The organism is Salipiger sp., assembly GCF_059781815.1.
The window spans coordinates 1-4,693 of the sequence record NZ_JBYNAH010000300.1 but is presented as its reverse complement, the minus strand read 5'-3'; the positions used below and the strand labels follow the sequence as shown (position 1 = coordinate 4,693).

Annotated in this window: 4 protein-coding genes; all 4 read left to right on the top strand. The window is 69.9% G+C overall.

All coding sequences use genetic code 11. The features are described from left to right. The first annotated feature begins 183 nt into the window (after positions 1–183). A complete protein-coding gene (hisS, locus tag AC6RA4_RS23350; RefSeq protein WP_500164367.1) occupies positions 184–1,656 on the top strand; it encodes a histidine--tRNA ligase in 1,473 nt (490 codons plus the stop codon). Beyond that, a complete protein-coding gene (locus AC6RA4_RS23345) occupies positions 1,647–2,735 on the top strand; it encodes an ATP phosphoribosyltransferase regulatory subunit (RefSeq protein WP_500164366.1) in 1,089 nt (362 codons plus the stop codon). The genes hisS and AC6RA4_RS23345 overlap by 10 nt, the downstream gene beginning before the upstream one ends. Beyond that, positions 2,732–3,424 (top strand): ATP phosphoribosyltransferase, encoded by a 693-nt coding sequence (gene hisG, locus AC6RA4_RS23340; RefSeq protein WP_500164364.1) that lies wholly within the window; start codon positions 2,732–2,734, stop codon positions 3,422–3,424. The genes AC6RA4_RS23345 and hisG overlap by 4 nt, the downstream gene beginning before the upstream one ends. A 385-nt stretch (positions 3,425–3,809) precedes the next feature. Then, a partial coding sequence (locus AC6RA4_RS23335) for an L-lactate dehydrogenase (RefSeq protein ID WP_500164363.1) occupies positions 3,810–4,693 on the top strand: 884 nt, incomplete at its 3' end.

Below are 4,693 nucleotides of genomic sequence, written 5' to 3'. Positions count from 1 at the left end.
ACAACCCAGGTCGGGGGGAAGCCCCGCGCCCCTGTCTTCTTCTGGCTCTAAATATCCCCGCCGGAGGCATGCGACACAAGCCACGCGCGATGCCGCAGGGCGGTTGCGCACCGCCGGTCGCTTGCCCCCGCACGCGCAAGCGGCTAAGGGGGGCGCGCAATCTGGACGAGCCCGGAGCCCGCCATGGCCAAAGTGAAAAAAGCCCCCCGCCCCAAGGCACAGACGCCGAAGGGTTTCCGCGACTATTTCGGTCCCGAAGTGACCGAGCGCGCCGAGATGCTCAATGCCATCGCCGGGGTGTACCATCGCTACGGCTTCGAGGCGCTGGAATCGAGCGCTGTCGAGACCGTCGAGGCGCTCGGCAAGTTCCTTCCCGATGTCGACCGGCCCAACGAGGGCGTGTTCGCCTGGCAGGACGAGGACGAGTCGTGGATGGCGCTGCGCTACGATCTGACGGCGCCCTTGGCGCGGGTCTATGCCCAGCACCGCAACGACCTGCCCCTGCCCTATCGCCGCTACGCCATGGGCCCGGTCTGGCGCAACGAGAAGCCCGGCCCCGGCCGCTTCCGCCAGTTCTACCAATGCGACGCCGACACCGTGGGCGCGGCCAGCGTCGCCGCCGATGCCGAGATCTGCGCCATGCTGTCGGATACGCTGGAAGTGGTCGGCATTCCGCGCGGCGACTATCTCGTGCGGGTCAACAACCGCAAGGTTCTGAACGGCGTGCTCGAGGCCATGGGGCTCGACGATGACGCACAGCGCGACGCGGTGCTGCGCACCATCGACAAGTTCGACAAGGTCGGCGAGGCGGGCGTGCGCGAGCTTCTGGGCAAGGGCCGGCTGGACGCCTCGGGCGCCTATATCGACGGCGTGGGTCTTTCGGAGGCGCAGGCCGATCCGGTGCTCGCCTTCCTGACCTCGAAGGGCAGCGATGCCGGCGCCACCATCGCCAACCTGCGCGCCGCCATCGGCAGCAGCCAGATCGGCTCCGAGGGGGTCGACGAGCTCGAGGAGATCGGCGCGCTGCTCGCGGCGCAGGGCTATGGCAGCGACCGCATCGAGATCGATCCCAGCGTCGTGCGCGGGCTTGGCTATTACACCGGCCCGGTCTTCGAGGCCGAGCTGACCTTCGAGATCCTCGACGAGAAGGGCCGCAAGCGCCAGTTCGGCTCGGTCTCGGGCGGCGGGCGCTATGACGATCTCGTCAAGCGCTTCACCGGCCAGTCGGTGCCCGCCACCGGCGTCTCGATCGGGGTCGACCGGCTGCTGGCAGCGCTGCGCGAGAAGGGCCGCATCGGCGGCACCGTGCAGGGCCCCGTCGTCGTCACGGTGATGGATCGCGACCGCATGGCCGATTACCAGGCCATGGTCGCCGAGCTGCGCAATGCCGGCATCCGGGCCGAGGTCTATCTCGGCAACCCGAAGAACTTCGGCAACCAGCTCAAATACGCCGACAAGCGCAACTCGCCGGTCGCGGTGATCGAGGGCGGCGACGAGAAAGAGCGCGGCGTGCTGCAGATCAAGGACCTGATCCTCGGCGCCAAGCTGGCCGAGAGCGCCAGCCTCGAGGAATGGAAGGAGCGCCCGTCGCAATACGAGGTGCCGCGCGGCGATCTGGTCGCCAAGGTGAGAGAGATCCTGAACCAATGGGCGTGACCATCGCGCAGGAACGCGCCGAAGCCGTCCGCCTGCGGGCGCGGTTTCTCGAGGCCGGAGCCGAGAATGTCGACTGCGCCATCCTGCAGCCGGCCGAAACCCTGCTCGACCTCTATGGCGAGGACATCCGGGCCCGCACCTACGTGACCCACGATCCCGCGCGAGGCGAGGTCATGCTGCGGCCCGACTTCACCGTCCCTGTCGTGCAGATGCACATGGAGACCGGCGCGGCGCCGTCGCGCTACACCTATGCCGGCGAGGTCTTCCGCCGCCAGGAAGAGCATCCCGAGCGCGCGCCGGAGTATTTCCAGGTCGGCTTCGAGCTCTTCGCCGATGACGATCCGGCGCAGGCCGATGCCGAAGTCTTCGCGCTTTTCGCCGAGACGCTGGCGCCCTACCGGCTGCGCGCGGTGACCGGCGATATCGGCATCCTGACCGCCGCCGTCGCGGGGCTCGAGACCTCCGAGCGCCGCCGCACCGCCCTGATGCGTCACATCTGGCGCCCGCGCCGCTTCCGCGCCCTGCTCGACCGCTACTCGGGCCGCAGCCCGGTGCCGCCGTCGCGCAAGGCGCTGCTGGCTTTGGAAAACCCGATGGAAAGCGCCGGGCCGGCGATCGGCCTCCGCTCGGAGGCGGAGGTCGCCGCCCGCATCGCCTCGCTGCGCGAGGACGCCGCCGAAGGCCCGCTCTGCGAGAGCCAGGTGCTGCTGATCGACACGCTGCTGGCGGTGCGCGAGACCTGCTCCTTCGCGCTCGAGCAACTGCACGACATCGCCGTCGACATGCCGGCGCTGCGCCCTGCGGTCGAACGCTTCGAGCGCCGCTGCGAGGCGCTGGCGGCGCGCGGGGTCGACGTGGCGACGCTCGAATTCGAGGCGAGCTACGGCCGCAGTTCGATGGAATATTACGACGGCTTCGTCTTCGGCTTCGTGCCCACGGCGCGGCCCGACCTGCCGCCGGTGGCGACCGGCGGGCGCTATGATGCGCTGACCGAGCGGCTGGGCAATGGCCGCGCCGCCCCTGCGGTGGGCGGGGTGATCCGTCCGGGGCTGCTTCTGCAGACGGGAGAGCGGGCATGAGTGTGAAGCTTGGGGTGCCCTCGAAGGGCCGCCTGATGGAGAAGACCTTCGACTGGTTCGGGGCCCGCGGCGTGGGCCTCGCCCGCACCGGCAACGACCGGGAATATGCCGGTGCCGTCGACGGGGTCGAGGGCGTCGATCTGGTGCTGCTCTCGGCGGGCGAGATTCCGCGCGAGCTGGCGGCGGGCCGCATCCATCTCGGCGTCACCGGCACCGACCTGATCCGCGAAAAGCTGGTGCAATGGGACCAGAAGGTCGAGCCGCTGGCCGAGCTGGGCTTCGGTCAGGCCGACCTGATCGTCGCGGTGCCGGCCTGCTGGGTCGATGTCGACACGCTCGACGATCTCGACGCGGCGGCGGCGGCGTTCCGGGCGCAACACGGCTTCCGGATGCGGATCGCCACCAAGTATCACCGGCTGGTGCGCGAATATCTGCGGCAGGGCGGCGTGGCGGATTACCAGCTTGTCGACTCGCAGGGCGCGACCGAGGGCACGGTAAAGAACCTCACCGCCGAGGCGGTGGCCGACATCACCTCGACCGGCGAGACGCTGCGGGCGAACCACCTCAAGGTGATCGACGAGGAGCCGGTGCTGCGCAGCCAGGCGACGCTGTTCCGTAGCCGCACCGCGAAGCTCGACGAGGACGAGCGCACGGCGCTGCGCACGTTGATGGCAAAGCTCGACGTCTGAGGGTCGGGGCGCTGGGTTCCGCGGCTCCCTATTCTTGGGCGCTGCGAGTTGAGGCGGGCGCCGCGCCGTCGCCGGCCCGCGGGATGGCGATCTGACGGCAGAATCCCTAGGTTTATCCCCGCCACGTCCGCAGGACCTCAAAGCTCAGCACAAAGCACCACCAAATCGCCAGCCCGGGGGGCGGGCCATGCCGGAGGCATGCTTCCAGCATGACGATGGCGCGGCGCCCTTCGGGCTTGAATCCGCGCAGGCATCGTCCGGAGATCGCAGCTTGGGCAATGTGCGGCAGTCGGGTGCCGCATCCACGCGCCAAGCGGCGCCTGCCCCTGTTCCCCTCGCCGTTAGCGTGCAAACCTTCTCGCACACTCAGACGAGGAGAATCGCCATGAAGATCGGGATCGTGGGCGCGGGCATGGTGGGCTCTGCGGCGGGCTATGCGCTGGCGCTGCGCGGCGGCGCGAGCGAGATCGTCCTTGTCGACCGCAACATGGCGCTCGCGGTGGCGCAGGCCGAGGACATCGCCCACGCCGTGCCCTTCGCGCATCCCTGCCGGGTCTCGGCGGGCGATTACGACGCGCTCGAGGGGGCCGACCTGGTGATCCTTGCCGCCGGCGTCGCGCAGAAGCCCGGCGAGGACCGGATCAGCCTGCTGTCGCGCAATGCCGAGGTCTTTGCGCAGGTCATTGCGGGCGTGCAGAAGGCCGCGCCCGAGACCATGCTGCTGGTGGCCTCCAACCCGGTCGACGTGATGACCGAGGTGGCGCTGCGCATCTCCGGCCTGCCGCGCGAGAAGGTCATCGGCTCCGGCACCATCCTCGACACCGCGCGCTTTCGCAGCCTTCTGGGCGACCATCTCGGCGTGGCGCCGCAATCGGTGCATGCCTACGTGCTGGGCGAGCATGGCGATTCGGAGGTGCTGGCCTGGGCCTCGGCGCGGGCCGGCTCGGAGCCGGTGGCGCGCTTCGGCGTGCAGGTCGGTGCCGCAATCACCGCCTCGGTGCGCGAACGCATCGACGAGGGCGTGCGCCGCGCCGCCTATCGCATCATCGAGGGCAAGGGGGCCACGTGGTACGGCATCGGTGCGGGGCTCGCGCGCATCGTGCAGGCGGTGCGTGATGACCAGCGCAGCGTGCTCTCGGTCTCGATCGTGACGCCGGAGGTCGAGGGGGTGAGCGACGTGGCGCTGAGCCTGCCGCGCGTGGTGGGGCGCAGCGGCGTGATGACCACGCTGCTACCGGAACTGGCCGAGGACGAGGCCGCCGCGCTGCG

Coding starts and splice junctions, on each gene's coding strand:
- hisG (WP_500164364.1), top strand. CDS start 2,732: ATGAGTGTGAAGCTTGGGGTGCCCTCGAAGGGCCGCCTGATGGAGAAG.
- hisS (WP_500164367.1), top strand. CDS start 184: ATGGCCAAAGTGAAAAAAGCCCCCCGCCCCAAGGCACAGACGCCGAAG.
- AC6RA4_RS23345 (WP_500164366.1), top strand. CDS start 1,647: ATGGGCGTGACCATCGCGCAGGAACGCGCCGAAGCCGTCCGCCTGCGG.